At 39.7% G+C, this 24,996-nt stretch carries 25 protein-coding genes; 20 read left to right on the top strand and 5 right to left on the bottom strand.

Annotation, left to right across the window (positions count from 1 at the left end; genetic code table 11):
• Positions 1-38 precede the first annotated feature (38 nt).
• From PL11_RS02430 to PL11_RS10440, 7 genes are all read left to right on the top strand, one after another.
• The gene (locus PL11_RS02430) at positions 39-1,124 is read left to right on the top strand and encodes a PrsW family intramembrane metalloprotease (RefSeq protein WP_052127713.1); all 1,086 of its coding nucleotides are present in this window, start codon (positions 39-41) and stop codon (positions 1,122-1,124) included.
• 10 nt (positions 1,125-1,134) lie between these two features.
• Positions 1,135-2,127: an NAD(P)/FAD-dependent oxidoreductase gene (locus PL11_RS02425; RefSeq protein ID WP_035166098.1), complete on the top strand. Its 993-nt coding sequence runs from the start codon at positions 1,135-1,137 to the stop codon at positions 2,125-2,127.
• A gap of 378 nt (positions 2,128-2,505) precedes the next feature.
• Positions 2,506-2,871 carry an iron chaperone gene (locus tag PL11_RS02420; RefSeq protein ID WP_035166096.1) on the top strand — a complete coding sequence of 122 codons (366 nt, stop codon included), beginning with the start codon at positions 2,506-2,508 and terminating at the stop codon, positions 2,869-2,871.
• 243 nt (positions 2,872-3,114) lie between these two features.
• Positions 3,115-3,327, top strand: a complete 213-nt coding sequence (locus PL11_RS02415; protein WP_035166750.1) for a hypothetical protein — start codon at positions 3,115-3,117, stop codon at positions 3,325-3,327.
• A 32-nt stretch (positions 3,328-3,359) separates the two neighbouring features.
• The gene (locus PL11_RS02410; protein ID WP_052127709.1) at positions 3,360-4,283 is read left to right on the top strand and encodes a CAP domain-containing protein; all 924 of its coding nucleotides are present in this window, start codon (positions 3,360-3,362) and stop codon (positions 4,281-4,283) included.
• Positions 4,284-4,529: 246 nt separating this feature from the next.
• Positions 4,530-4,736 carry a hypothetical protein gene (locus tag PL11_RS02405; protein ID WP_035166094.1) on the top strand — a complete coding sequence of 69 codons (207 nt, stop codon included), beginning with the start codon at positions 4,530-4,532 and terminating at the stop codon, positions 4,734-4,736.
• Positions 4,737-4,798: 62 nt separating this feature from the next.
• Positions 4,799-4,930 (top strand): hypothetical protein, encoded by a 132-nt coding sequence (locus PL11_RS10440; RefSeq protein WP_257787908.1) that lies wholly within the window; start codon positions 4,799-4,801, stop codon positions 4,928-4,930.
• A gap of 115 nt (positions 4,931-5,045) precedes the next feature.
• Here the strand turns inward: PL11_RS10440 and PL11_RS02400 are convergent, their stop codons facing one another.
• Together PL11_RS02400 and PL11_RS02395 are read right to left on the bottom strand one after the other, a co-directional pair.
• The gene (locus tag PL11_RS02400; protein WP_078256973.1) at positions 5,046-5,753 is read right to left on the bottom strand and encodes a potassium channel family protein; all 708 of its coding nucleotides are present in this window, start codon (positions 5,751-5,753) and stop codon (positions 5,046-5,048) included.
• Positions 5,754-5,822: 69 nt separating this feature from the next.
• Positions 5,823-7,964: an LTA synthase family protein gene (locus PL11_RS02395; protein ID WP_035166090.1), complete on the bottom strand. Its 2,142-nt coding sequence runs from the start codon at positions 7,962-7,964 to the stop codon at positions 5,823-5,825.
• A gap of 163 nt (positions 7,965-8,127) precedes the next feature.
• Here PL11_RS02395 and PL11_RS02390 point away from each other — a divergent pair, with 163 nt between their 5' ends.
• Both PL11_RS02390 and PL11_RS02385 read left to right on the top strand, forming a co-directional pair.
• Positions 8,128-8,790, top strand: a complete 663-nt coding sequence (locus tag PL11_RS02390; RefSeq protein ID WP_035166089.1) for a histidine phosphatase family protein — start codon at positions 8,128-8,130, stop codon at positions 8,788-8,790.
• Positions 8,791-8,798: 8 nt separating this feature from the next.
• Positions 8,799-9,227 carry a GNAT family N-acetyltransferase gene (locus tag PL11_RS02385; protein ID WP_035166087.1) on the top strand — a complete coding sequence of 143 codons (429 nt, stop codon included), beginning with the start codon at positions 8,799-8,801 and terminating at the stop codon, positions 9,225-9,227.
• Between the two features lie 112 nt (positions 9,228-9,339).
• On the opposite strand, the gene PL11_RS02380 is transcribed toward PL11_RS02385, so the two are convergent.
• Both PL11_RS02380 and PL11_RS02375 read right to left on the bottom strand, forming a co-directional pair.
• Positions 9,340-9,816, bottom strand: a complete 477-nt coding sequence (locus PL11_RS02380) for a C40 family peptidase (protein WP_035166085.1) — start codon at positions 9,814-9,816, stop codon at positions 9,340-9,342.
• A gap of 227 nt (positions 9,817-10,043) precedes the next feature.
• A complete protein-coding gene (locus PL11_RS02375; RefSeq protein WP_035166083.1) occupies positions 10,044-12,755 on the bottom strand; it encodes an MMPL family transporter in 2,712 nt (903 codons plus the stop codon).
• Positions 12,756-12,893: 138 nt separating this feature from the next.
• Here PL11_RS02375 and PL11_RS02370 point away from each other — a divergent pair, with 138 nt between their 5' ends.
• The 3 genes from PL11_RS02370 to trxA are packed head-to-tail and all read left to right on the top strand — an operon-like array spanning position 12,894 to position 14,987.
• Positions 12,894-13,874, top strand: a complete 981-nt coding sequence (locus PL11_RS02370; protein WP_035166081.1) for a choloylglycine hydrolase family protein — start codon at positions 12,894-12,896, stop codon at positions 13,872-13,874.
• 44 nt (positions 13,875-13,918) lie between these two features.
• On the top strand, positions 13,919-14,680 hold the full coding sequence (locus PL11_RS02365) for a TerC family protein (RefSeq protein WP_035166079.1): 762 nt from the start codon (positions 13,919-13,921) through the stop codon (positions 14,678-14,680).
• A complete protein-coding gene (gene trxA, locus PL11_RS02360; protein WP_035166077.1) occupies positions 14,655-14,987 on the top strand; it encodes a thioredoxin in 333 nt (110 codons plus the stop codon). The genes PL11_RS02365 and trxA overlap by 26 nt, the downstream gene beginning before the upstream one ends.
• A gap of 23 nt (positions 14,988-15,010) precedes the next feature.
• Here trxA and PL11_RS02355 read toward each other — a convergent pair whose 3' ends face one another.
• Positions 15,011-15,400 (bottom strand): hypothetical protein, encoded by a 390-nt coding sequence (locus PL11_RS02355; protein WP_035166076.1) that lies wholly within the window; start codon positions 15,398-15,400, stop codon positions 15,011-15,013.
• A 77-nt stretch (positions 15,401-15,477) separates the two neighbouring features.
• Between PL11_RS02355 and PL11_RS02350 the strand changes: the two genes are divergently transcribed.
• The 8 genes from PL11_RS02350 (at position 15,478) to PL11_RS02315 (ending at position 24,954) form a co-directional block, all read left to right on the top strand.
• Positions 15,478-16,032, top strand: coding sequence for a GNAT family N-acetyltransferase (locus tag PL11_RS02350; protein ID WP_035166075.1), 555 nt, complete (start codon positions 15,478-15,480; stop codon positions 16,030-16,032).
• Positions 16,033-16,333: 301 nt separating this feature from the next.
• Positions 16,334-17,725, top strand: coding sequence for a Na+/H+ antiporter NhaC (gene nhaC / locus PL11_RS02345; RefSeq protein WP_035166074.1), 1,392 nt, complete (start codon positions 16,334-16,336; stop codon positions 17,723-17,725).
• Between the two features lie 197 nt (positions 17,726-17,922).
• Entirely contained in the window at positions 17,923-18,492 is a 570-nt protein-coding gene (gene apf, locus PL11_RS02340; RefSeq protein ID WP_035166073.1) for an aggregation-promoting factor, read from the top strand.
• A gap of 684 nt (positions 18,493-19,176) precedes the next feature.
• Complete coding sequence (locus PL11_RS02335; protein WP_035166072.1) at positions 19,177-20,193, top strand: ABC transporter ATP-binding protein; 1,017 nt, start codon at positions 19,177-19,179, stop codon at positions 20,191-20,193.
• On the top strand, positions 20,190-21,152 hold the full coding sequence (locus tag PL11_RS02330) for an ABC transporter ATP-binding protein (protein ID WP_035166070.1): 963 nt from the start codon (positions 20,190-20,192) through the stop codon (positions 21,150-21,152). Before PL11_RS02335 ends, PL11_RS02330 begins: the two co-directional genes overlap by 4 nt.
• Positions 21,152-22,111, top strand: a complete 960-nt coding sequence (locus PL11_RS02325) for an ABC transporter permease (RefSeq protein ID WP_035166068.1) — start codon at positions 21,152-21,154, stop codon at positions 22,109-22,111. Before PL11_RS02330 ends, PL11_RS02325 begins: the two co-directional genes overlap by 1 nt.
• A gap of 12 nt (positions 22,112-22,123) precedes the next feature.
• Positions 22,124-23,071: an ABC transporter permease gene (locus PL11_RS02320; RefSeq protein WP_035166066.1), complete on the top strand. Its 948-nt coding sequence runs from the start codon at positions 22,124-22,126 to the stop codon at positions 23,069-23,071.
• A gap of 83 nt (positions 23,072-23,154) precedes the next feature.
• A complete protein-coding gene (locus PL11_RS02315) occupies positions 23,155-24,954 on the top strand; it encodes an oligopeptide ABC transporter substrate-binding protein (RefSeq protein WP_035166064.1) in 1,800 nt (599 codons plus the stop codon).
• Positions 24,955-24,996: the final 42 nt, after the last annotated feature.

Genomic DNA, 24,996 nt, shown 5'->3' with positions numbered 1-24,996 from the left:
GTTTACGCTTAGTAAGACTGATAAACAGGGAGTTCTATATGGAAAATAAAATTACGAGCACCTTTCGTAAAATGTGTTCATTTTTATGGACAGGTGTTAAGCGAAATTATGATAATTTAGACGACAACATTGCCAAGCATCTGGGCGATAATCCTGATGAGACGGTCGAAATTCACCTTTCTAAGATGTTCTCTGAGGTATTTAAACGTCATACCAAAGATGAGGCTGACCGTTTGTTTATTGTGGGAACCCGGACGACGACTCCTAGCTTAAAGAAAGTCTCAAGTCGCCCAGTCAAACCTTGGTTCTTCACTCGAGTATTTTTAGTCCTGGCAGTTAGTTTTTCAATGCTAATGCTGTTGTTGTACCTATTCCAAAGTGATAAGGCAATTCCAGGAATGATTTTTATTGGATCGTTGGCGGTGCCGTTTTCGCTTTTGATGATGTTTTTTGAAATTAATGTGTATCAGAACATTTCGGTCCTGCAATTACTGACGACATTCCTGGTTGGTGGAATTATGTCGTTGTTGGTTACGATGAGTTTGTATTTAGCGTTACCAATTAAAACGACAGTTAGTATTGAAAACGCATTGTTAGTCGGTTTTGTCGAAGAAGTAGCAAAGTGTCTCGTAATTATTTTGTTTATCAATCGCTATAAGGTGAACTATATATTTAATGGGGTGCTAATTGGTGCCGCCATTGGTGCGGGTTTCTCAGTGTTTGAAAGTTCCGGTTATGTGAGTGAGTATGGACTGTTTACCATCTTTACGCGAAGCTTCCAAGCCTTTGGAACTCATACCGTGTGGGCGGCAATTGTTGGCGGGGCAATTATTCTAGGTAAAGTTAGAAAGAAGCCGTTTACGGTGCGTGACTTCTTTACCAAACCCCGATTCTTTATATTCTTATTACTAGTGATTGCCCTACATACCTTTTGGGATTGGGACATTCCTAATACCACAATTGTGATGTCATTGATTCAAGAAGCGATTGATGTCATTGTTGGTTGGTTTGCAATTACGATCCTGATCGATGCTGGGTTACGTGAAGTTAAAACCCTTCAGGGACAGATTATTACCAATAAAAAAGATAGCCGCAGAATGCTTAAGCGGATTAAAACTAAGTAGGAGGATTATCATGGCTGAAGCTCTAGAAACTTATGATATTACGGTAGTTGGGGGCGGCCCTGCCGGGATGTTTGCTGGCTTTTATGCTGGATTAAGAAATGCCAAAACGCAAATTATTGAGAGTCTTTCGGAATTAGGCGGTCAGGTAGCTGCTTTATATCCAGAGAAAACAATCTTGGACGTTGGTGGTTACCCACAAATTAAAGGGCGTGAACTGGTTTCCCGTTTGGAGGAACAGCTTAAGACCGTTGACACTGAAGTTAAGTTGAACACTACGGTGCAGAATGTTCGCCAAGTTGGTGACGAATTTGAAATTGAAACTAGTACTGGTAAATCAATGACCAAGGCAATCATTATTGCAACAGGGGTTGGTGCCTTTAACCCAAGAAAACTAGCTGTTGATAATAGTGATGAGTTTGAAGGCAAAAACCTCTTTTACAGTGTTAAAAATCTTGAGCACTTTAAAAACAGAGAAGTGCTTGTCGCTGGTGGTGGAGATTCTGCGATTGATGAAGCTTTACTACTTGAATCGGTTGCTAGCCAGGTTTACTTGCTGCATCGTCGTGACAATTTTCGGGCGATGGAACATAGCGTTGATATGCTAAACGAATCTACAGTTGAACCAGTAACACCATTTTTGATTCATTCATTGAGTCAAGAAGGTGACCGAGTTAAGGTCGAAGCTAAACGAATGAAGAGTGATGAAGAGAAGACGATGGTCGTTGATGACATCGTTGTTAATTATGGCTTTATTGCACAGGATGATGCGTTGGCAGGATGGGAAGTACACCCTGATGGACAACGAGGAAAGATCCATAGTGGGATGAATGGAACGACGAATGTGAAGAACGTGTTCACGATTGGTGACGTGGCAGAGTATGAGGATAAGCAGCCTTTAATTGCTACTGGATTTGGCGAGGCACCGATGGCGGTGAATGCGGCGATGAAGAGCATTTATCCGGATCGACGCGGACCCGTGCATAGTACGTCGATGAAAAGATAAGAGTGCTGAACCCAGTGGTAGTTCACGAGCACTAAGTTGCAAATTTTTGGGCGAGCAAGTGTAATGCGCGGACAAAAATTTGTGCTTAGGAGAGTGAACTGCTGGGTGAAGCCGTTCTAGAATAGAGTGCCGACCGCAAGCGGTAATCATTGAGCACTAATTTAAAAAGTGGGAGCGAGCAAACGGCGCGGTCTCGCTTTTTTTAAACGTAGGGATTAGATTGAGTGAGCACGTTTTGGCTATGTTGCCATTGTAGGGATTAGATTGAGTAAGCACGCTTTAGCTATGCTGCCATTGTAGGGATTAGCTCGAGCCCTTCTTCACCACACCACCTACCAACTATGTCATAATTAACCTAAAACCATAGGAGGTGTCATCATGTTTGAAGAGTACTTACAAAAGATTGATGAGCCTGATCACCGTGAAAAAATGTCGTTGGTTTTAGACTGGGTTGCGAAGTCTTACCCCAATCTTGATGGTAAGATTGCTTGGAATCAGCCGATGTTTACTGACCATGGGACCTATATAATTGGGTTTAGTCATTTTAAAAATAATTTTGCGGTTGCTCCAGAGCAGTACACTATGAATAAATTCAAACAAGACATTGAGGAATCAGGATACACATACACTAAAAATTTTGTGCGAATTGGTTGGAATGAAGAAGTTGATTACGGACTTTTAAAAAAGTTCATCGACTTTAATATTCAGGATAAGGCGGACATGACTTTATTTTGGCGAAAATAAACTGAATGAGCTAATAAAAAAAGCAGGTAAGAATTTTAGTTTAAAATTCTTACTTGCTTTTTGGTTGTCATCATTGATTACTTCAATATATTGAAGTATAATAACTGTGCATATTTGGATAGGGTAAAAAAGCCCGTCAAATAAATCAGTAGCTGTCCGTTAGGTCCTTACTGCTATAAATAATCTTGGAGGTGATTTTTGCGTATACAATTAAGTTTTAAAAAATTTGAGGGGGATATTAATTTGGCGGGGGAAATAGATAAATATTTGCAAAATCATCAGATTTCAAGGTATCAAGTTAGCAAAATCACTGGGATTAATCAAAACACTCTCTTTTATGCTAATTCGAAACCGGTTGGCAACATCAGCCTGAAAATTGTGTTAGCGTTGTCCGCTGCAACCGGCGATAGTCCTGGATTTGTGGTTGATAAATTGATTGAGTTTCAAAAAGAATAAACCAGTTAAATAAAGTTGAATGGAGCGTAAGCATGGGAAAACACGGCTTAAAAAAGATTGTGGTAACTTCCTCTACAATCGTAGGGATAGTGATTGGGTTTGGCTACAGCGCACAAGTTGCATCAGCATCTAGTAGAATGAAAATATTACATAATACCGTGGTAGACTCATATATTACTGTAATGGCTCAACATGGGAATATTTGGGCTAATCGTCATCTTAAAACTAAGGCTCATGATGCAAGTCATTATTTAACTACAAAATTTACAACGCATCGCTTTATTACTGTGAGAAAAACTAATGGTAAGAAAGCCTACTATTCTTACATTAAAAACAAATCTGGTAAAGTTCACGGGTGGATTTGGAACGGTTATCTCACTCAAATTGTAAACAAAAAAAGTAAAAATAATAACAAACCTAAAAAAGATAATGACAAAAAGAAATCAACGGCTACTGATGAAAATACCGTATGGAACCCAGATGATAATAAGAGAATTAAGTATGACTTTACAGAAAGTGATTTTAGAACATCATTTGTTAAATACTTAAATGAAGAAAGAGCAAAACGTAACATTGCTCCTGTAGCTGAAAGTGGCACCCTAGATAATATGGCTCATGAACGGGCAATTACCCTTCCTACTAATTTCGACCATTATAAAGATGGTCATGACTTACCAAAAGAACTTTCTGCCAAAGAGAGCATCAGTAATTGGAATGGTGAGTGTTTAGCAATATCTGCTGCTGACGTTGATGATCATGGTTTTATGAAAAATGGGTTTACTGGAGATTCAGTTGCTAAAGAGAGTGTTTACGAAATGATTTATCAAGATGATCAATCGAACAATGGTCATAAAGAAATTTTACTAGATAAAACTAGTAAAACTATCGGTATGGGAACAATAATTGATCCTTCTGACAAGACAGTATCTATGGAGGCAATTGAAACTGGCAGATAATCATTATTATATTAAATGTGTTTGCTGAATGTGAATCAGATAAAAATTATGATTGTCCATAAAGATGGTAAAGGTATGTAAGAAAATACAATCATAGTTTCAAAAATTCATAAAAGAACGTTTGAATTTAGAAAAGTAATTATTAAAAAGTTTTTCTCACAATGTAGTAATTGGAAAGCAGGAACTGCCAAAAGTATATTAATCAGAAACACTAACTTGGATAATCATCAAGTACTAATCATATGAATGGAAGTGATTACTATCGAAAACATCGCAATCATTAAGTCAAAGAAACTATCAATAAAAGAAGATCGGTTTGTAGTAATTGATATTGATACTGGTGAACTGCTAGATGATGGTAGAGGCTATGGCTATAAGAGTGAGGAGAAAGCTCAAAAAGCATTCAACTTTAAAAATCATTATTATCATATCAGCCAACTAAACAAGATCTAATCAAAGCATGGTTAAATAATCCGCATAATGACTATATTATGGAGGTAATCTATAAAAAAAGTATGGATTTAGGTAAGTATCATAGGACATTTACCAAGACTAGACTTGCCAAGATTCTTGATAGTTATGGGTATACAAGCCTACCATTTAGTGTTAAAGACTTTTTTAACTATATTGAAAATAACGGAATTTAAATATCGGCAACCAAGAAACTTCTTTTAAATATTAAAAGCTCCTAGCATATTGACGCGGAAACAATTAAAATTCCGAGTTCATATGCTAGGAGCTTTTTTGATTCTTGATTGGACGTTATTTTTTCTTCGTCGTTCTATGACTTGCCTTCGCATTCACAGTCTTTTGCAGCTGACTGACCTGCTTTGACAAGTGCTCGACCTGTTTGGTTAGTTGTTTAATGCTTTGGGTTTGTTCGTCTTCTTTGTCCTGATCCGTGAAGAAATCAGTGATCGTTGAAGTTAGCAAACCAATAAAACCAATTCCGCCAAACATGAGGACGGCTGATATGAGTTTCCCGCCACCAGTCGTCGGGGTAACGTCGCCATAGCCAACGGTTGTCGCCGTTGTGATTGCCCACCATAGTGATTTCTCGAGGGAATCATGTTCAAATGAAGCGAAGATTAGCGAGCTAAAAATCAGAATAACCAGACTGATTGACAGTAGATAAATAAAGCCAGTATCGTACAAGAAATTATGAAGCTTTTTCGTAAATTTCCCTGACCAGCCTAGTTTCCAAAACAGATGGTAATAGCGAATGATTTGCACAATTCGGGAGATCCGGAAAAACGAGAATACCGGATGGGATGGAATTAATGCAATTAAATCAAACATATTCTGAATCAAAAATGTTTTTTTGGACTTAGCTGCCCAAAATCTGATGATGTAATCAGCGAAGAAAATAATCCAGATTCCAAAGAATGTTACCGATGCTAGGCCATGGCGAAGTGAAATATCACCAAGTAGCGACAGAACGGTAAGGACCATTGAAAAAATTGCCAACATTGATAAAGCTATGTTGTAGATTAATATTAATCCTGATTTAACATTTGAATTCACAGTTAATGACCTCGATTATCGAGAACTTTCATGAGTTGCATCTGGGTTGGTAATCTTAATTCTGCTTGAGTTAGTTGTCTTGTGATGAATTTCAGGAGCATTTGTCTTGTACAACTTCTGAGTTGATTTATTACCATTTTCAGAGAACAAGCTCTTGGACTTTTTACCCAATTTCTTTTCGATGTTGATTTCTTTATCTAAACTATTGGCGTAATTGTATTTACGAGGATCAACACTTTCAAATCCTTTAGGGTGATAGAAACGTAATAAGTTTTTCTCGTTTAGTGAATCGGAAAGTGAAAGCTCAGTTTGAACTTTATCTTTGTTCTTTTTGACCTGTTTTCTTTGAGTTTTAGTAAGCTTGGCTAATTTACCAGTCCGGTTATCATAAACGTCGCCACTGATAGATGTGTAGTGGGGGCTTACCCAATCTTGATTTCTGAATGCGACAACTTGGTCATGTTGTTTTGAAAGGACATCTGTACCAAATTGGACGTAACGCTTAGTGCTAATTCCTAATAAATGCATGATGGTAGGTAATACATCAATCTCTCCAGCATACTTATTAGAAATGAAACCTTTCTTAGTTCCAGGCATGTTGACCATGAAGGGAACTCTTTGCATTTGGGCGTCATCAAAATCATCCCAGGTGTCTGGATTCTTACCTAACGCTTTAGCTAAGTTTTTATTCTCAGAATCAGAAATTCCGTAGTGGTCACCATAAAGTACAATCATTGAATTCTTCAATAATCCAGACTTCTTAAGGTAACGATAGAACTCGTGAACAGACTGGTCAAGATAATGAGCCGTGAGGAAGTAGTTGTTAACAACGTCATCATCAGTATTAGTAGTCTTAAAGTTGGTATCTTCCTTATCGAGATCGTAAGGGAAGTGGTTAGTAACCGTTAAGTATTTTACGTAGAACGGTTGTTGTAAGTGCTGTAGGTACTTAATGGAATCGTTGAACAGTAGTTTATCTTTTAAACCATATCCAAGTGATCGGTCACCTGTGGTGTCAAAGTAACTGGCATCAAAGAAGTTTTCGTAACCCATGTTTTTGTACACGTTGTTTCGATTCCAGAAACTGGCGATGTTTCCGTGGAAGACGCCACTTGTGTAGCCAGCTCGTTGTTTAAGGATTGCTGGGGCTGCCTGGAATGTGTTATCACTACCGAGTTGGGCAAATAATGATCCTTGTGGCAATCCATAAGTACTAGTTTCGAGCATGTTTTCAGCATCGGAAGTTTTTCCTTGACCAACTTGGTGGAAGAAGTTGCGGTAGGCAAACGTTGATTTGCTCTTATATAGTTTGTTTAAAAATGGAGTAACTTCTTTACCATTAATCTTTTGACCAATTAAGAATTGTTGGAAACTTTCCAAATGAATCACGATGACGTTCTTACCCTTTGCCATTCCGTAATACTTTTTATCTGGTTTGGCGTAATGCTTACGAGTGAATTTTAAAACGTTGGTTAGTTCGGATTTAGTAGCGGTAGCCCGCAGGTCGTTGTTATGCTGTGACTTCATCCCATCGTAAACTGTGAACGCGTCCAAGCCAAGATACTTAACGATATAAGTCCTGTCAAAAGTCCTAGTTAGGAGTTGTGGTCGATCCATTTCACCTAAGGATAGGTTGATAGTAAAAAATAGCATTGCAAACGATGTTACGGCCAAACCAATCCGTTTATTGAGAGGGCGGGGGTCAATCTTAATCTTTTTAAGTCCTAACAATACTACTACCGCAACAATGTCAATCCAGTAGATAATATCGTGAACGTTGGTTAAGGCAAGCGAACTTCCACTCAATCCCTGATTTACTTTCGAATAACCGGTCATTGTGCTGACAGTCATGAAGTCAGTAAATTCTCTGAAGTAAATAACGTTTAAGTACAGTAGAACCGTTTGGAGAATGGCAATTAGAATTGCTAGAGGGTAAAATACCCGACTCTTTTTGAAGTAAAGCGGGATTCCTAATAATAGTGCAGTGGTTGCGATTGGATTGATCATTACGATTATAAATTGGAAGGGATTTTGAATTCCTAATTTAAAGTCAACAAAGTACGCAATGATGGTCTTTATCCAGAAAAGCGCAGCTAAAAGAACTAGAAACCCTCGGCGGGTACTGCTCTTTTCCAGAATCTTATTTATATATTTCAAGACGGGGCTCCTTAAATAGTGTTTACTTGTTTCATATTACCAGAGTAAATATGAAAGTTAAGGAAATTTTTGAACCTTGCAAAAATCTTAACCGAATCTGGTCCTCGACTGATTATAGTTGGTATACTTAATGTAGTAAACGTAAAGGACGTGATTTTTTAAAATGGCAAAGAAATTTACATTGTATATGGTGCGTCACGGACAAACGTATTTCAATATTTATAATAAGTTACAAGGGTGGAGTAATTCGCCATTGACCGAAAAGGGAATTCAAAATGCGGTTGATACTGGTGAAAAACTTGCCAATGTTAAATTTGCAGCGGCTTACTGCAGTGATACTACTAGAGCTATGGATACGATTCAAACAATTCTTGATAAGAACCAAGTATCAGATGTCAATCAACCAATTACTTCAATGCATTTTCGTGAGGAATTTTATGGATACTATGAGGGTACCGATATGGATCAAGCGTGGTATTTAGCAGGTGCACCTCATGGATTGCCAACGTTCAAGGATATTGTTGCCGAGTATTCGATTGGCAAAGCCAAGGACTTCTTGAAAGATGCGGATCCGTTCCATCAGGCGGAAAACAACGAAGAGTATTGGGAACGGGTTGATGCTGGCTTTGATCTAATCAAACAAAATCCTGACATCTCAGATGGCGATAACGTTTTGTTAGTGAGCCATGGAAACACCTTGTTGAGTGTGGTTGAACGATATGGGAATGGTCAGTTTGATATTTCTGAACGCCCAGCCAACGGTAGTCTCACTAAACTGGAATTTGATGGCGACGATGCCAAAATAACAGCATATAACGAAAAGTAGGTAATGATATGGAAGTAAGAAAAACTACGGATTTAACCAGTCCCGTGTATACAGATGCCCGGATGATTAGAAAAACGGTATTTGTTGAAGAACAAGGTGTGGTTCCTGCAATTGAATTTGACGGAAGTGATGAGGCGGCGGTGCATTTTGTTGCCTATGTAGATGATAAGCCAGCTGCCACTGCGAGAGGTACTCTAGAGGATGATAAGGTGCATATTCAACGAGTCGCTACTCTAAAGCCATACCGTGGTCAGGGAGTTGCTAGAGCGGTTATTTTGGCTTTGATGGATGATTCATCATTTGCTAGGGCTAAAGAGTTTTATTTAGGTGCTCAAGAGACGGCGATTGGATTTTATGAAAAGCTTGGGTTTGAAGTTACCTCTGAACCATTTATGGAAGCAGGAATCCGTCACCGAATGATGAACCGTAAGCTATAGTTATTTAGTAAATATGTAGTACAAAAAATCATCTATGACCTTTCGTCATAGATGATTTTTTTAATTTATTTAGTTGTTGTTATGTTGTGAAGTTAAATAGGTTTGGTATTTATTAGTCGAGGTCAGCAACGTGAGCTGCGCCAACATAATGCCACCAAGGGGCCTTAACGCTTTCAGTAATAACTCCACGGTTTTGAGCATCGATCATCTTACCGCCACCAATGTACATACCAACGTGTGAGATTGATGCTGAGCTACCACCGAAGAATACTAGGTCACCTTTTTCGATGTTCTTGTAAGCAACATGCTTGTTAGTGTTGTATTGTGCTTGTGCAGTACGAGCGATTGTTACTCCAGCTGCCTTTTTGTAAACGTAGCTAGTGAAACCTGAACAATCAAATGATGTAGGACCAGTAGCGCCCCAAACATATGGAGTACCAAGCTTTGACTTAGCAGTGCTATAAACTTGTGAGAAAGTAGCATCTGTATCAGCCTTTGCCTTAGCACCTGCATCAACTTCGAAGAAACCTGCGGTCAATAATGTGAACAATGCAACTAAACTTAACAAAACATTCTTATGTAATTTCATAACTTTTCAACAACTCCTATTCGTATTTAACAGGGAATAGAATACCAATTGAATGTTGCAGAACTGTGACAAAACAATATCAAACCAGTTAAATGAATTTGTCAGGTTGCAACAGCTTTCACAATGTTTGGCCGGACAACTTTCATAAACGCTGGTATATAGCGAATAGTTACTGTAATAAAAGTGCCTCCATCTTTGTGAAAAGATGGAGGCACTTTTAGTTAAATTTACTTGTTTTTGATGATATTTTCCTTGCTAGGGAGTGTAACAGCTAGTTTACCTAACGAAACGATGATCATTGGTAATACTAAATAGAATGCTAACGTTGTGTAAATTAAGATTAATGCAACCTCAATTAATGCATTCGAAGCGCCAAATGTCATTGCAATTGCAAATGCGATTGCAACAAGGACAATGTAACGGACAATGGTTCCGTAACTTTTGACTGTTGGAATCAACCATTCTAGTAAAGGCAACTCTGTGTAACGTAACGACAATCCAAGGCTGATTATTTGCCAAGAAGCTATCGCTGTTAACAGTCCTGCAGCAATAATTGGTACTTGCCAGTCAAATGATTCTACGTGAGCAATGAAATGCATTGTAATGTATGTTAATTGAAAACCAGTGAAAGCCGAAGCTACAAAGGCGGCAGTCCAGTAAAGTGGTTGCAAAATGGCTCTGCTCAGAATGAATACTGCAAGTAGCATGCCAATAATTAGTACGGATAATAAGAATACAAATTTATTGTTCATTCTACTTTCAATGGTGGACTCGATTACTGGCTCACCGGTGACCGCAACTTTGGCCTTTGCGAGTGGGGTACCCCTAAGTTGCAACTTGATTTGTTGTTGGACATCTTTAACTCTTTTGAGGTTGCTTCCTGAATCGGTATCTTTATTAAAGACAACTTGTAACATTGTGGTCTTTTGATCTTGACTACCAAAGTTTGCCATTGTTTGCTTAAAGTCTGAACCCTTTAACTGTTGAGGAGTTACATAGTAAACATTGGCTGCCTGTGAGCTTTGCAGCCCGTCAAGGTAATCATAGATGTCATTTAATTGGTCGCTTGAGGAGACAACGTTTTTGTTAACGGCCTGTAACTGCTTATTGATTTGCTTAATTTGCTGACTGTAATCTTTAATGTACGTGTAATTTGTTTGGCTGTAATCTTGAATGATTTGTCCGGTTGAAACCAATTGTGACAGACCAGATTCAACTGTTTGCAATTCTTCGGTCAAGTTCTTGATTTTGGCTTGATAACGGCGAATCTTCTTGGATGCGCTTCTTCGTTCTGATGAACTAACCGAACTAGTGGCTTGGCTCACCTGATTAGAAAGACTATTACTGCGAGAAACAATTCTATCACTACGACCAACAAGCTTTTGCATGTCCTTAACTTGTTGCTGCAAATTAGCCAGGTTCAGGTTTCTTGCGTTAGTTTTAATTCCAACAGAAGCTTTTTTAAGCTGACCGCTTGCCTGCTTTGTATCAAATGAAATTGCCTCAAGTTGATTTGAAACGTAGTACTTTTCAATCTGCATGCCACCTGGTTGCGTTAGTGAATATACAGAATCAACGTTCTTATTAGCCTTTAACTTGGTGGTTAACGCATCGAGAGGTTGTAAATACTTCTCGTTATTCAGTGGCTTGTCGTTTTGAATGTAGACGATCATTGGCGTTGGTTTTCCTGGAGTAAAGTGTGCACTTAGGGTCTGAGCACCTTTAACCGCTTGATCTTGTTGGGTAAGGTTAGTCATTGGTGAGTAACTCAGTTTGCTATTGAAGAAGTAAATGAACGGTAAGATGAGGTATAGCACCAAAAGCAGACTGGCAAATGGTTGCCACATTGAGAACTCCCCGGCCTTTTCAAAGTAGGTAGCTTTAGAAATCTTTGATTTTGAGCTTGTTGGCCAAAAGATACTTTCTCCAAGTGCTGACATGAACACAGGAGTTAACGTCAGTACGGCCAGAATCAACACTGCGTATGCAATCGATAAAACGTATAGTGACTTAATTTCGTTGAAGTTTATAAACGTTGTGCATAGAAATATAAATGACAACGTTAAGCCAACAACAGTGACTGGAAATCTCAAATCAGAGATTGTCTGTTTTGTAGAGTAGTGCGATTCAGGCTGGGCTTTAAGCAGCTCTCGAAAACGGCGCAGTATGTAAATTTGCCAGATGGTACCGATCATTAAAGTCGCAAATCCTATTTCTAAAACTGAATAGTCGGAAAATGGCCAGTTGAAGTGCATTGCTAAATGCAAGCTAAGACTGTACGTCGTAACAAACGATGCAAATAAAGTTACAAATGAAACTAGTGCTGCCAGAATCGAGCGTAGGTAAATGGCAATAATCAACGTTGCCGCAATGAAGAGGGCAATTAGACTGACCGTGGTTACCTTAGCTATCTTAGCGTTATTAACATCGCGAACAACTTCTGGACTGGTAACGTATGACTTCAAACCAGAAACTTTTGCTTGATCAACTAACTGATTAGTCAAAACCCGCAAACTATTTCCGTTATTAGAGATATCAATGGTGGCAACTTCTGTCGAACCATCCTTTGATAACATTGCTGGCTTTCCCTGTAAGTTAGTATCAATAGTGGAAATCTTTTTGATACTATAGTAAGACTGATTATCCTTTAGTTTGCTTAGTTGAGTTGCAATGTCTTGCTGCTGCTTAGCGGTTAACTTACCCTTGGAACTCTGATACACCAGGTCCATTGTGAAAGTATCCTTAAGGCCGTACCCCCAATCATTTCTGATTTTTTGGGCCTTAGAAGGCTGTGACTTTGCCGATAGTTGAGGCTGATTGTACTGCTGGATTGAAGTGGTGATGTTTGGAGCTGAAATGATTGCAATGAGTACCACTATCAACCATACTATTAGGGTAAATATTCGATTTTTATGTAATTTTTGAATTAACTGCTTCATATTACTCGGTCTCCTAGAATGTTTGTAAATACAACTACTATAAGGATACCATTTAATTAGAAGTCGCTTAAGGAATTTTAGCCAAACAATCAGAATTACTATTGATTTTACTTAAACTTAAGAAGTGGGGTGGCAAATTTGTGTACGAGTATTTTTCAAATTGGGCAAGAAGATGGCAAACACGTCCTGGCCAGAACTATGGATTGGCCCCGATTAGGTGCAAAACCAACCTTTGTTCCGAGAAACTTTCACTGGCAATCAGTTTTTGATAACCACGAATTTATCAGTAAATACGCAGTCTTGGGTTCTGGAGGGCAACACGACAATGAGATTGATATTTCTGATGGCGTTAATGAACATGGATTGGCTGTCCAAAAACTAACGTTTACAAACGGTTCAGAGCTTACGGTTGAGCCAACTCCAGGGAAAACACACCTTGCACCTTTTGAACTTTCCTACTATTTATTAGCTAACTTTGAATCGGTTGAAGACATTGTGGCTAATATAGAACAAATTGAGTTGATGGCTGACAAGTACAGCCTAAAAAAATATGGTCATTCAGAGCTACACTTTGCAGCCAGTGACCCAACCGGAAGAATTGTGGTGATTGAACCAGTGACTCACCCAATTGAAGTGATTGAAAATCCGCTTGGAGTAGTGACCAACTCAAACCATTTTCAACGCCAGCTTGCGCGCCTAGAAGATTATGTTGAATTTACTCCAGATTTTAAAAATGGGACGGTACCATTAAATACTCCGAGAGTAACGACCCGTAGCGTATCTGGTAAGATGACACCGCCGGGATCTTATACCCCTGGTTCCCGATTTATTCGGGCTGCATATCTTAAAGAACGGATTGATTTACCAATGGATGAAGCTGAAGCGGTTGATAATTGCTGGCACATTCTGGACTCCGTCAATGTGCCAAAGAGTAGTGAACACCAGCCAACCTATTCAGTTTACCGAGCGGCCGTTTGTTGTGAGAGCAGAACGCTATATTACCAAACATATCATTCTAAGCAAGTTCTCAAATATCGGCTGACAGATGAAATGATTTTATCAGAAAGCCCCCGTTTCTTTCCGGTAGATGATAAAATAAGCTTCACAGAAGTTAATTAACGTGCTTAATATATATGTAGGGAAAACTGGAAGGGGTTTGATCGTTGAACATTATTGAAAAGCTTTACGGACCGTTCTTTGATGTGCACAATTGGGAAACGGTGATCACATCGTCTTCTGACTGGCTAATTATTTTTTCACTGGTTGTTATTGAGTGTTTACTATCAGTTGATAATGCTGTGGTTTTGGCTGCACAAACTCAAGTGTTGCCGACTAAAAAGCAACAGGAAAAATCACTGTTTTACGGGCTGTGGGGAGCTTACCTATTTAGATTTCTAATTATCGGTGTTGGAACTTACCTGATTAATTTCTGGGAAATCAAAATTTTAGGTGGAGTGTACCTGCTTTACCTTGTTTGGTCTTACTTTAGAAAAACAAAGGTTGTCCACACTAAGAAGTTGGCTTCCGATAAAAAGGGACGTAAAATTTCACTGTTCTGGTCGGTTGTTATTCAGATTGAGTTTATGGACGTTGTCTTTTCAATTGACTCAGTACTTTCATCATTGGCAATTTCGCCTAATCCAGTAATTGTGTTAATTGGTGGGTTAATCGGGATTCTAGCAATGCGGGGAGTCGCTGAAGTTATTATGAAACTGATGGCCAAGATTCCAGAATTACAACCAATGGCATATGTTTTGATTGCATTGATTGCTATTAAACTGATATTATCTATTCCGGCAATTGATATTGAAATTCCGGCCACATGGTTCGGATTGATTGTGTTGGGTGCAATCGTCATTACGATGATCATCCACTTCGTTAGAAAGGGTAGAAATAAAAATGAGCGTAACGATAACGCGGGATAATTTAAATTCCGAAGTCGATAACGACATTACAGTCATTGATTTCTGGGCTCCTTGGTGTGGCCCATGTAAGATGATGGATCCAATTTTAGAAACTTTAGAAACTCAGTATGAGGGAAAAATTCACTTCGGTAAGATGAATGTGGATAATAACCAAGACATTGCTGAACAATATAAAGTAATGAGTATTCCCAGCCTCGTAATATTCAAAAATGGTGAAGCCAAGGAAAAGATTACTGGTGTTTATCCAAAAGAAAAGTTAGCTAACTATTTAGATAAAAAGCTTGCTGAAGTGAAAGATAATAAATAAAGGAACGGCTATTGGCCGTTCCTTTATTTGTATGGGTCGATATTTTTGGTTTTGGCAATTTTTTTAACCTGACGATCCAACGTATCCAGATTTTGTAGCGACAAGGTGAATAGCGGACTAAATAGGTGCCGTTTGTTAGGATTAGGAATCTCCTGAGTTTGTTTTAAGTCCGGTAAGAAAGCAGCTAAGTCAGCTTGAGTTAGTTCAAGTTTGCGGGCATAGTATAAAACTCGGTGATAAACCCAATTTTTAAAACAAAGATAATAAATAATTAAAGCTGCGGCTACGTACCAGAACACGGTCCAGGTGATGCCGACTCGATTCGGTGCGAGCAAATTAAATCCTAATGTTACAATAATAAAAATACAGTATGTTAAAATACCAATAAGCGTCCATTTGGTTTTAGATGTCATTGAGATACCCACTTTCGAGTTAGTTCAGTGATAATTATATATCAATAGTATTTATACAGATAGAGAGATGAATTGATTTGCAATATACAATCGAGACAGCAACTCCAGGTGACTATCCCGCGATAGATAAAGTAATCGCAAGAAGTTATTCCAAGGGTGATGAAAATCGGGATGGCGATGAAGTTTCAATGGTTCACCGACTAAGAGGATTTTCTAAGTATCGATCGGATTTCGAAGTAGTAGTGAAAACAACTGATGGTGAAATTTTAGGCCACGCGATGATGATTGAGGTAGTAATTGGTGATAATTCTAAAGAACTTCCAATTACTTCAATCGTTGAGTTAAGTGTCGACCCAGATTATCAACGCCAAGGAATCGGCCAACAGATTCTGCTTGAGATTGAAGCCCGAGCAAGATTGGCTGGATATCGGGCAATGAGTGCGGTTGACTTTAGTAATTTCTTTACTGAAAATGGCTACATCTTTGCCGATAACTTTAACGTTCACTCAACACTGTCAATTGATTTAAATGCAAACCTGATGAAACTGTTATACGACGGTGCTTTGTATAATCGTGGCGGTAAAGTTTATTACCCTGAAGAATTCTTTGGGGTTCGTCATCTTGAGGTTTAGTTGACGCTTAATTTTATAAATGATATTATTCAACTCGTAACAATGATTGATCCACATTCGAGTAGTTTGGTTGTCTGGGCGCAAGAAAGCCGGTGGTTGATGCGAACCGGTCAGGGCATCCAAACAAAATACCGTGGAGTGTCATTCGGAAAATAACTAGAACCGTTAACATCTAGTGAGAAAGCTCTTTTTGTGAGCTTAAACTGGGTGGTACCGCGGATTGAATTCGTCCCTACTGTGACTTTACGTTGCAGTAGGGACTTTTTTTATTTTCTAAAACTATATTTTGGAGGATTTGGATATGCAAGAAAAGAACGCCCCTAAGGTGGAAATAATTGAAGGAATCGTAATTTTGCTAGCAATGCTTTTGATTATGGGCTTCAGCGTGATCAAGTTAGCAATTGCTCCTGAAATCCCAATTTTACTAGTAATTTTTCTATTGATTTGCTGGGCAAAAGTTAGAAGATTCTCGTGGGATGCAGTTAGCGAGGGAATTATTGATGGAATCAAGACAGGAATTATCCCAATCTTCATCTTTATTTTAATCGGTATTCTGATCAGTACCTGGATTGCGGCGGGAGTCATTCCATCACTCATGGTATTTGGTTTTCATTTGATTTCTGCAGAGTGGTTTTTACCCTCAGTATTCTTGGTATGTACAATTGTAGGAACTGCGATTGGTAGTGCCTTTACAGTGGTATCAACAGTTGGAATTGCGTTTATGGGCATGGGAATTACTATGGGCATGAATCCTGCGATGGTTGCTGGAGCAATCATCTCTGGAGCAATTTTTGGAGATAAAACATCACCACTTTCAGATTCAACTAATTTAGCTTCGGCAGTTGTTGACGCTGATTTATTTGCCCACATTCGTAATTTAATGTGGTCAACGATTCCTGCATGGGTGACTACGATGGTCGTGTTTTTGATCTTTGGGCAGAGCGGTAAGGCATTATCTGCCAAGGCAATTGACCAGACTGTGAATGTGTTAAACCAACATTTCAGTATCTCTGGATGGGCATTCCTACCAATTGCGTTAATGTTCATTTGTGCTTGGAAAAAAATTCCGGCAATTTTTACACTGTTTATCAATATTGCGGTGGCGACGGGGATGCTATTTATTTACGCTCCGCACACAAAAATCACTGATTTGGTAAACATCATGACCAACGGATTTATTTCTCATACTGGTAATAAGGCGGTTGATGCGTTACTAAGTCGTGGGGGAATTACTTCAATGATGGCAACCGTTAGTCTAATTGTCTGTGCGTTGGCGTTAGGTGGATTACTGATGCGGTTTGGCATCATTGATTCCGTGATTGGACCGCTATCAAAGAAACTCAAATCAACTGGTTCCTTAATTTTGGCCGTTGTTCTTAGCGGGATTGGGGTTAATATCTTTGTTGGTGAGCAGTACTTGTCAGTGATTCTACCTGGTAATGCATTTAAATCTACCTTTGAAAAGCAAAAGTTAGCCGCTGTCAGTTTAAGTCGGGCGCTTGAAGATGGTGGAACTGTGATCAATTATTTAATTCCTTGGGGAGTTGCTGGAGTGTTCGCAGCTAATACATTAAAAGTTTCCACATTGGATTATTTGCCGTTTGCCATATTCAGTTTGGCATCGCCAATTTTTTCAATCCTAAGTGGGTACACCGGAATTGGAATTAAACACCAGGGTGATAAGTCCCAATAATCGCCTTGCTAAAAGGGTTAAAGTGGTAATGGTACCCAAAAACTGTAACCATTTACATTGCAAAGTGGTTACATAAATGACAAATTAGGCTTGATTCTTAACATCCCCGACATTTTCTAGTAACACTCATCCTATAGTATGTTGTCCGTTGTTCTTAAAAGAACGATTAACATCTAGTTATAGGAGTGTATTATATATTGAAGAAATTATTCTCTACGATTTTCGCAGCGTTTGTTGCACTACTCTTTCTCGGAGGCTTCACCGCGGGAGAGGCAACGACCGTTACGGTTCATTCTGGCGACACCCTTGGGGGGATTTCTAAGAAATTCGATGTATCAGTTAATTCGATTAAAGAAGCCAACAATCTTGAAAGTAACTTAATTAAGGTTGGTCAAAAGCTTAAGGTGCTATCGGGCACTAAGAAGGCGGACCAACAAAAGGAGCAGCCTGCTAAAAAAGCAGAGACACCAAAGCCAAAGGTAAACACGTATAACCAGACGGCGGCAGTATCTGTGGAGACTGCTAAGGACTTGGCTGCTAAGGCAGACCAAGGCTCACCAAAGGCATGGATTGCCTATCACGAATCAAGAGGATCATACAGTGTAACGAATGGTAAGTACATTGGCAGATATCAGTTGGATGCTGCGTACTTGCATGGGGACTTTTCTCCGGCTAATCAGGAGAAGGTAGCGAACAATTATGTGAAGGACAGATATGGCTCATGGACGAATGCTAAGCAGTTTTGGCAGAGTAATGGGTGGTATTAAAAGAGTGTGAGCCCCTTCGGTAATCACTGAGCATTAATATAAATAACGCCCGTAAGATTTGTTTTTTAATCTTGCGGGCGTTATTTGTGTTAAGCGGAAGTGATTGAAGGGGTGAACACGTTTAGGCTATGGCGACTAAGAGCAAACGAAATGCGCGGTCTCACTTTTTTTAAACGTAGGGATTAGATTGAGTGAGCACGTTTTGGCTATGTTGCCGGTATAAAGATTAGAATCATTGAGTACTAAATTGAAAAACGGGTTGAGCCAAGTATGAGCTCAACCCGTTTTTTATCTAGGCACAATAACCTGAAAGGCTGAGCACTTTTTGGTCATGTTGCCAACGTAATAATTAGATTAAGTGATCCCATTTAGTCAACCTTACGGTCATCTTTGCATCAATCCAACCGACTTAAGCCGACATCATTCAACCTCCCACGACCAATCACATATCCACAGCTGTGAAGTTAATCCTTTTCACAGCTTTTTTTAAACTAAAAAAGCGCTTTTCTTCTATAATATATGACCTGTCATTACCACGTTACCTTGTTACCTATTGATACATAAATAAAAATTAATAATAGCTATAAATTAAAATTTAATTAGAATATACTATTGTAAATTAGAAAAAAACACATTATCATTGATAACTAATATAACAATATTAATTGGGCGGAGGAATGAATAATGTCAAACAACAGTAACGAGGGACTGTTGAAGATTAACGGCGTCTCAACTGCGTTTAAGATATCAGGCGAGTACTACGATGCCGTATCTAACGTAAGTTTAGAAGTCCACCGTGATGAGATTCTTGCCATTGTTGGCGAGTCTGGATGTGGTAAGAGTACGCTAGCCACAACCGTCATGGGTCTGCATGATCCAAAGGAAACTAAAATTAGTGGCGACATTGAATTTGAAGGTCAAAACTTAACTGAGCTTGATGAAGCAGGTTTTGACAAGGTTCGGGGAAAGAAAATTGGAATGATTTTTCAAGATCCGCTGTCTGCACTTAATCCTCTAAAGCGAGTAGAGGATCAGATTCAAGAAGTAATGATTTATCATACCGATATGAATCAAGAACAGCGGCATGCACGGGTCATTGAGTTACTAAATCAAGTCGGAATTATTAATCCCGAACGAACGGCACATCAATTTCCACACCAGTTATCCGGTGGTATGAGGCAAAGAATCGTGATTGCGATTGCGATTGCCTGCAAGCCGGACCTGATTATCGCCGATGAACCAACCACTGCTTTGGACGTTACGATTCAAGCCCAAATTCTTGATGTATTAAGGGATATTCAAAAAGAAAACCACGCTGGAATTATTTTAATTACTCATGATCTTGGTGTGGTTGCTGAAACTGCTGATCGGGTGGCCGTGATGTACGCTGGTCAAATCGTTGAGCTTGGTACAGCTGCCCAAATTTTTAATGAACCTAAGCACCCATACACTCGTTCGTTACTTCGTTCGATGCCACAAAGAGATTCAGAAAATGATGATTTGTATGTCATCAAGGGAATGGTACCATCACTGCAAAGAATGCCTAAACAAGGTGATCGGTTTGCCCCTAGAATTCCCTGGGTACCAGCTTCTGCCCACGAAGAGGAGCCAACAATGCATGAGGTTGAACCTAATCATCTTGTGCGGTGCACCTGCTACAAGGAATTTACATTTCCAGATGAGGAGGGTGGCCTAGCATGAGTTTAATCGAAGTGAAAAATTTGAAGGTCCACTATCCAATTCGTGGCGGATTCTTTAACCGGGTTGTTGATGAAGTTAAGGCCGTTGACGGGGTTAGCTTTTCAATTGACGAAGGGGAAACTGTAGGTCTTGTTGGTGAGTCTGGTTCTGGAAAATCAACCACTGGTAAGGCAATTATCGGTCTCGAAGAGGTTACCTCTGGGTCGATTCTTTACAAAGGCAAAGATGTGGTTAAAAAGTCACACAGAAGGTCAATGAAATACGATGAGGCAGTTCAAATGATTTTCCAAGACTCAATGTCTAGTTTGAATCCTAGAAAACGGGTTGAAGACATCATTGCGGAGCCACTGAGAAACTTTGGCAACCTCAGTAAAGACGAAGAAAAGCTTCGGGTCTTACAACTATTAGATATTGTTGGGTTGGATGCTGATGCACTTTATAAATATCCTCACCAATTCTCTGGTGGTCAGCGACAAAGAATTGGGGTTGCCAGGGCAGTTGCGACTGACCCCAAGTTAATTATTGCTGATGAGCCGGTTTCTGCTTTGGACCTATCCGTTCAAGCACAGGTCCTTAACTTTATGAAAAAGATTCAACGTGAATTTAACATTTCATACCTATTTATTTCTCATGATCTTGGAGTGGTTCGCCACATGTGTGACAAGATTGCCATCATGAATCGGGGCCGCATCGTTGAATTTGGAACGCGAGACGACATTTATGACAACCCGCAACACATTTATACTAAACGGCTTTTGGCGGCAATTCCTGAAACTAACGTTAATAATCGGGAGGCACACAGGAAGGAACGTCTCAAGATTGAAGCGGAATACCAGAATAACCAGTCTGCATATTACGATGCAGACGGCATGGCGTTACCACTAGTGCAAATTAGTGACACTCACTTTGCAGCACTACCTGAAGATGGCGGACAAACAAATGGGGAGGTGAATGGATAATGTGGAAAACAATTTTACGAAGAATTTTGATTATGATTCCAGAATTGGTTGTTCTTAGCATTCTAGTGTTTTTACTTGCTAAGGCGATGCCGGGTGATCCGTTCACTGGTTCCATTAATCCTCGAGCCGACCCTGCCCAGATTCATCACTTGATGAAGATCAACGGGCTTTACGACCCTTGGTATCAACAATACTGGAACTGGGTGGTTCACTTGTTCCGCGGCGATTTGGGAATGAGTTACGAATACCAGGAACCAGTTGTTGATTTGATTAAACAACGGGGAACAAACACCTTGTGGTTGGCTGTGTTCACAATGATTTTAACTTACGTGATTGCATTACCACTCGGAATCTATGCTGGACGCCGTGAAGGTAAGTGGCAAGATACATTGATTCGGGTTTATACCTACGTCACAATGTCAATTCCGTTCTTCGTTGTGCTGGTTATCGGAATTTGGATTTTTGGTTACGGCCTTAATATTTTCCCAACCAGTGGTTCAGTTTCTTCATCAGTCAGTGGTCTGGGAGCGACGTGGCTGTCTCGGTTAGGACACATTATTTTGCCCGGACTTCTGGGTGCGTTATTTGGGACTGTAAACATCGTCCAGTATCTGCGTTCCGAAGTCATTGATGCAAAACATTCAGATTATGTTCGGACTGCCCGTTCAAAAGGGGTACCAATCAAGGACATTTATAAGCACCACATCTTTAGAAATTCGTTGCTACCAATTGCTGCATTCGCTGGATATTCAATTACTGGATTGCTTGGTGGTTCGATTTTTACAGAAATGGTGTTCTCATATCCAGGTATGGGATTACTATTCTTAAACGCAATTAATTACCGCGATTACACCGTAATTACCGCACTAGTTTTGTTGTATGGTTTGTTAAACCTGTTAGGGACGTTGTTGTCAGACATCATCCTGAGTGTGGTTGATCCAAGAGTTCGGGTTGAGTAGGAGGCGAAGACATTGGATAAGAAAACTAGTAAATTAACTGATATTTCGCCAGAGGATTTGGACCGACTGGAAAAGGAGGCCGCTGAAGAAGCCACGCCGTCACGTTCGCGAATCATGTGGAATGAGTTTAAGGCTGACAAACCAGCACTGATTTCTCTGATATTGATTATTGCCTTCGTGCTGTTTGTTATCATTGCGTCATTCTTCTTGAATGTGAACCAGATAATGAGTACGAACATCATGGACTACTACAACAAGCCGTTCAGCAACTTTTTCTTAGGTGCCGATTCTGGTGGTCGCTCGATTGGTAAACAACTAATTCTTGGTTCACGAAACTCAATTTGTATCGCCATCGGGTTGACGGTAATTTCCTCAACCTGGGGAATTATTTGGGGCATGGTGTCAGGTTACTTTGGTGGCAAAGTTGACTTGGTTATGCAACGTGTTTATGACTTTATGATGATTATCCCAATGCTGATGACAATTATCGTTATCGTGACGATTATTCCTAATTACAATGCCATCACGCTGACCTTGATTCTATCAGTATTCTACTGGATGGGAACTTCCCGACTGATTCGGTCACGAACATTAGCTGAATCTCAACAGGATTACGTCAAAGCTTCTAAAACGTTGGGCACTAGTGATTTAAAAATTATCTTCAGAGAAATTATGCCGAACATTTCCTCGCTGATAATCATTGACACCACGTTGTCATTTGCTGAAAACATCGGGGTTGAAACCGGGTTATCATACCTGGGTTTTGGACTACCAATGGGAACCCCTTCACTGGGTACCCTGATTGCTAATGCGAACGATCCGCAAAACATTACTCAGTATTGGTGGACATGGTTGCCGGCAGCTTTGGAAATCATTATTTTGTGTCTATCAATCAGTTACGTCGGTCAGGTAATTCGGAGAACTGCCAACGCTACGCAACGTAAGGGAACTGAGAAATAAACCAAATTTCAATTAAGGTGATGATGTGGAGATCAAAATAAGTCAGGAAACTCAATCGTTGTTAAAAATTGGAGGAGATTATTATGAGCAAAAAGAAGTGGGCAGCTGCTGGTGCAGTGCTACTTTCTGCCGTTGCATTAGCAGCGTGTGGTAAGGGTGGCAATGAGTCATCCGGTGCCGGTAGTCACATTAAACTACCACAAACATATAGTGCCAAGGGTGCAGCAAAAGGTAACAATTCTACTCTTTATGGAGCAGAAGTTAGCGATGCGCCATTTAAAGGAATTACTTTGGCTGTTTTGCAAGATAATGCTGAAGATGCTGACGTATACGCCCCCGGTGGTAGTGACGTTCTGTTTAAGACTGATAAAAACTACAAAATCATCGATGGCGGACTTGCTAACCAAAAACTTGACCGGAAAAAGAACACCGTTACTATCACTTTGAGAAATAATGCGAAGTGGTCAGATGGCAAGCCAGTCGTTGCCAAGGACGTTGAGTATTCATACGAGATCATTGGTAATAAAAACACCACGTCTCAACAGTACTCATCAGACTTTGCTCGGATTAAAGGGATGGCAGCATACCATGCCGGCAAGGCCAAAACCATTTCCGGAATTACATATCCTGATGGGCAAAATGGTAAGAAGGTTGTGATCCAGTACAGTAAGTTATCACCATCAATGAAATACGCTGGTAACTCATTTGTTTGGGGAACAGTTTCTCCATACCATCACATCAAAAACATTCCAATTGCAAAACTAGCTTCATCAAGTGCTGTTCGGAAGACCCCAGTCTTTGTCGGACCTTACAAGCTTGCTAAGCAGGTACAAGGTGAATCAACTACTTGGGTACCAAACAAGTACTACTACGGACCAAAACCAAAGATTAAGCACATTACTTTGCAGGTTGTTTCTTCAAGTAACGCAGTTTCGGCATTTAAGTCAAAGAAGTATGACTTCGCTTTGAGCCAAGTGCCAGGTAGCCAATATAAGAATATTAAGAAGGCAGTTAAAGGTTCATATGAATTAGTTGGAACCCCAGCTCCATCATACGGTTACTTTGGATTTAACTTGGGTCACTTTGACACTAAGACTGGTAAGAACGTTATGGACAAAGGCATGAAGATGAGTAACAAGAACTTGCGTCAAGCCATGATGTACGCACTTAACCTTGATGCCACTTACAAGAAACTGCTTAATGGAGTTAGTTGGCATGCTAATACGTTGATTCCACCAGTATTTAAGAAGTACTATGATGCTTCAAATCCTGGGTTTAAGTACAACGTTAAGAAAGCTAACAAGCTTTTGAACCAAGCTGGCTACAAGAAGAAGGGCAAGTGGCGGACACAACCAAATGGTAAGCCACTGGTAATTCACTTTGGGGTTATGCAAGGGTCTCCAGTTTCAGAAGCAATTTATCAATCAGAATTGCAAGCTTGGCATAAGGTTGGTTTGAACGTTAAGATGACTTCTGGCAAACCAATGGAAATGAACAGTTTCTATTCAACACTTCAAGCACCAAAACAAAACAAGATTGATATCTTCAATGCTGCCTGGTCAGTGTCATCTGAACCTACTCCAACCCAGATTTATGGTGAGGATGCACCATATAACATGGGTCACTTCGTAACCAAGAAGAATACTCAATTGATGAACGAAATGAACAATGAAAAAGCTTGGAGTAGTTCATACAGAGTTAAGAAGTTCAAGGAATGGCAAAAGTACATGAACGATCAAGCTGCCTATGTTGCTGATAACTTCTCGTACAATTACACTCCAGTTAACCACCGAGTAAAGAACTTTGACCTAAGTAATGATTCAGGCCCACTTACTCCAGGTTTCTGGGACAAATTGGAATTAACTTCTAGTAATTTGAAATAGTGGTTTGATTGACAAACCATAAACGAAAGGGTCATGATGTTT

The organism is Lentilactobacillus curieae, assembly GCF_000785105.2.
Classification (GTDB): domain Bacteria; phylum Bacillota; class Bacilli; order Lactobacillales; family Lactobacillaceae; genus Lentilactobacillus; species Lentilactobacillus curieae.
Note: the sequence above shows the minus strand (reverse complement) of the source record. Positions and strands in the feature narration are given on the sequence as shown.

Bases quoted from the DNA above. Each gene is read 5' to 3' on its own strand.
- PL11_RS02325 (WP_035166068.1), top strand. From the start codon at position 21,152: ATGTGGAAAACAATTTTACGAAGAATTTTGATTATGATTCCAGAATTG.
- PL11_RS02405 (WP_035166094.1), top strand. From the start codon at position 4,530: ATGGAAGTGATTACTATCGAAAACATCGCAATCATTAAGTCAAAGAAA.
- PL11_RS02400 (WP_078256973.1), bottom strand. From the start codon at position 5,753: ATGTTGGCAATTTTTTCAATGGTCCTTACCGTTCTGTCGCTACTTGGT.
- PL11_RS02390 (WP_035166089.1), top strand. From the start codon at position 8,128: ATGGCAAAGAAATTTACATTGTATATGGTGCGTCACGGACAAACGTAT.
- PL11_RS02420 (WP_035166096.1), top strand. From the start codon at position 2,506: ATGTTTGAAGAGTACTTACAAAAGATTGATGAGCCTGATCACCGTGAA.
- PL11_RS02380 (WP_035166085.1), bottom strand. From the start codon at position 9,816: ATGAAATTACATAAGAATGTTTTGTTAAGTTTAGTTGCATTGTTCACA.
- PL11_RS02355 (WP_035166076.1), bottom strand. From the start codon at position 15,400: ATGACATCTAAAACCAAATGGACGCTTATTGGTATTTTAACATACTGT.
- PL11_RS02330 (WP_035166070.1), top strand. From the start codon at position 20,190: ATGAGTTTAATCGAAGTGAAAAATTTGAAGGTCCACTATCCAATTCGT.
- PL11_RS02410 (WP_052127709.1), top strand. From the start codon at position 3,360: ATGGGAAAACACGGCTTAAAAAAGATTGTGGTAACTTCCTCTACAATC.
- PL11_RS02425 (WP_035166098.1), top strand. From the start codon at position 1,135: ATGGCTGAAGCTCTAGAAACTTATGATATTACGGTAGTTGGGGGCGGC.
- PL11_RS10440 (WP_257787908.1), top strand. From the start codon at position 4,799: ATGGATTTAGGTAAGTATCATAGGACATTTACCAAGACTAGACTTGCC.
- PL11_RS02430 (WP_052127713.1), top strand. From the start codon at position 39: ATGGAAAATAAAATTACGAGCACCTTTCGTAAAATGTGTTCATTTTTA.
- PL11_RS02335 (WP_035166072.1), top strand. From the start codon at position 19,177: ATGTCAAACAACAGTAACGAGGGACTGTTGAAGATTAACGGCGTCTCA.
- PL11_RS02375 (WP_035166083.1), bottom strand. From the start codon at position 12,755: ATGAAGCAGTTAATTCAAAAATTACATAAAAATCGAATATTTACCCTA.
- nhaC (WP_035166074.1), top strand. From the start codon at position 16,334: ATGCAAGAAAAGAACGCCCCTAAGGTGGAAATAATTGAAGGAATCGTA.
- PL11_RS02385 (WP_035166087.1), top strand. From the start codon at position 8,799: ATGGAAGTAAGAAAAACTACGGATTTAACCAGTCCCGTGTATACAGAT.
- trxA (WP_035166077.1), top strand. From the start codon at position 14,655: ATGAGCGTAACGATAACGCGGGATAATTTAAATTCCGAAGTCGATAAC.
- PL11_RS02315 (WP_035166064.1), top strand. From the start codon at position 23,155: ATGAGCAAAAAGAAGTGGGCAGCTGCTGGTGCAGTGCTACTTTCTGCC.